Raw genomic sequence first — 2,708 nt, 5'->3', positions numbered from 1 at the left:
GCCCAGACCGCCGCCTACGGCCACTTCGGCCGCGAACTCCCCGACTTCACCTGGGAGCGCACCGACCGCGTCGACGCCCTGCGCACGGCCGCCGGCCTGGCCTGAGCACCCGCCCCCGCGCCGCCAAGTCCACAGTCCAAGGAGAAGAGTTGTGCGAATCGCTGTGACCGGCTCCATCGCGACCGACCACCTCATGGTGTTCCCGGGAAGCTTCGCGGAGCAGTTGATCACGGACAAGGTCGACACGGTGTCCCTGTCGTTCCTCGTCGATCAGCTGGAGGTCCGCCAGGGCGGCGTGGGGGCCAACATCACCTTCGGCCTCGGCCGCCTCGGCCTGCGGCCCCTGCTCGTGGGCGCCGCCGGTGTCGACTTCGCCGAGCACGGCAGGAAGCTGGCCGAAGCCGGAGTCGACACGACGTCGGTCCGGGTCAGCGAGACACTGCACACGGCACGCTTCGTGTGCACGACGGACCGCAACCAGAACCAGATCGCGACCTTCTACGCCGGCGCCATGGCCGAGGCGGGCAGGATCGACCTCGCCGAGACGTACCGGCGCGCACAGGGACTCGATCTGGTGCTGGTCGGCGCCGACGACCCCGCGGCGATGCTGCGCCACACCGCCGCGGCGCACGCACTCGGCGTGCGCGTGGCGGCGGACCCGTCCCAGCAGCTGGCCCGCCTCGACACCGAACAGACGCGCAGCCTGGTCGACGGGGCCCACCTGCTCTTCACGAACGAGTACGAGAGCGCGCTGCTGCGCGAGCGCACCGGATGGAACGAGGACGAGGTCCTGGAGCGGGTCGGCACCTGGATCGTGACGCGGGCCGCCGACGGCGTCTCGATCATGACGGCCGACGGCACCCGGCAGGACATCCCCGCCGTACCGACGGACGCCGCCGCCGACCCGACCGGCGTGGGCGACGCCCTCCGCGCCGGCTTCCTCGCGGGCATCGCCTGGGACCTCTCGTACGAGCGCGCGGCGCAACTGGGCTGCGCACTGGCCACGGTGGTGCTGGAATCGGTCGGCACCCAGGAGTACAAGCTGCTCCCCTCGGACCTCGTCGGCCGGGTCGACCGGGTGTACGGCAGGGCGGCGGCGGCCGAGATCGAGCCCTGGCTGGTGGCCGTCTCATGAGCGGCGAGCAGGTCCGCAGGGCGGAAGCCCTGCGGGAGGCGCTCGCGACCCGTGTGGTCGTCGCCGACGGAGCCATGGGGACGATGCTCCAGGAGCAGGACCCGACGATGGAGGACTTCCAGCAGCTGGAGGGCTGCAACGAGGTCCTGAACGTCACCCGGCCGGACATCGTCCGTTCGGTCCACGAGGCCTACTTCTCGGTCGGCGTGGACTGCGTCGAGACCAACACCTTCGGCGCGAACTTCGCCTCGCTCGCCGAGTACGACATCCCCGAACGCGTCCACGAGCTGTCGGAGGCGGGCGCGCGGATCGCCCGCGAGGTCGCCGACGAGTACACCGCCTCCACCGGACAGCAGCGCTGGGTCCTCGGCTCGATGGGCCCCGGCACCAAGCTGCCCACCCTCGGCCACGCCCCGTACACGACGCTGCGCGACGCCTACCAGGCGAACGCGGAGGGGCTCGTCGCGGGCGGCGCGGACGCGCTTCTCGTGGAGACCACCCAGGACCTGCTCCAGACCAAGTCGGCGCTGATCGGCGCCCGCCGGGCGCTGGACGCGCTCGGCCTCTCGGTGCCGCTGATCTGCTCGGTCACCGTCGAGACCACGGGCACCATGCTGCTCGGTTCGGAGATCGGTGCGGCGTTGACGGCGTTGGAGCCGCTCGGCATCGACATGATCGGCCTGAACTGCGCGACCGGTCCGGCCGAGATGAGCGAGCACCTGCGCTATCTGGCGCGCAATGCCCGGATCCCGTTGTCGTGCATGCCGAACGCGGGTCTGCCGGTGCTGACGAAGCAGGGTGCGCACTATCCGTTGTCGGCTTCGGAGCTGGCGGATGCGCAGGAGACGTTCGTGCGGGAGTACGGGCTGTCTCTGGTCGGTGGGTGCTGTGGGACGACGCCGGAGCATCTGCGGCAGGTCGTGGAGCGGGTGCGGGGCACCGCGGTCACGCAGCGGTCTCCGCGGCCGGAGCCGGGTGCGGCTTCGCTGTATCAGACGGTGCCGTTCCGGCAGGACACCTCGTACATGGCGATCGGTGAGCGGACGAACGCGAACGGGTCGAGGAAGTTCCGTGAAGCGATGCTGGAGGCGCGCTGGGACGACTGTGTGGAGATGGCCCGGGACCAGATCCGTGAGGGTGCGCACATGCTGGATCTGTGTGTGGACTATGTGGGCCGTGACGGTGTCGCGGACATGCGTGAGCTGGCCGGCCGTTTTGCGACGGCTTCGACGCTGCCGATCGTGCTGGACTCGACCGAGGTCCCGGTGATCCAGGCGGGTCTGGAGAAGCTGGGCGGGCGGGCGGTCATCAACTCGGTGAACTATGAGGACGGGGACGGTCCGGAGTCGCGGTTCGCGAAGGTCACGCAGCTGGCTCAGGAGCACGGGGCGGCGTTGATCGCGCTGACCATCGACGAGGAGGGCCAGGCCCGCAGCGTCGAGCACAAGGTCGCGATCGCCGAACGCCTCATTGACGATCTGACGGGGAACTGGGGGATCCTGGAGTCGGACATCCTCATCGACACGTTGACGTTCACGATCTGCACGGGTCAGGAGGAGTCCCGTAAGGACGG

The 2,708-nt window shown here is 70.1% G+C and carries 2 protein-coding genes; both read left to right on the top strand.

Annotated elements, in window-relative coordinates:
• The first annotated feature begins 151 nt into the window (after positions 1-151).
• Positions 152-1,135 (top strand): PfkB family carbohydrate kinase, encoded by a 984-nt coding sequence (locus AC07B0_RS40305; protein ID WP_356879511.1) that lies wholly within the window; start codon positions 152-154, stop codon positions 1,133-1,135.
• The coding region (locus tag AC07B0_RS40300; protein WP_478900599.1) for a homocysteine S-methyltransferase family protein at positions 1,132-2,708 on the top strand (1,577 nt) is incomplete at its 3' end. The genes AC07B0_RS40305 and AC07B0_RS40300, both read left to right, overlap by 4 nt.

The organism is Streptomyces sp. NPDC044704 (genome assembly GCF_056433525.1).
This window is presented reverse-complemented; position numbering and strand designations above follow the sequence as displayed.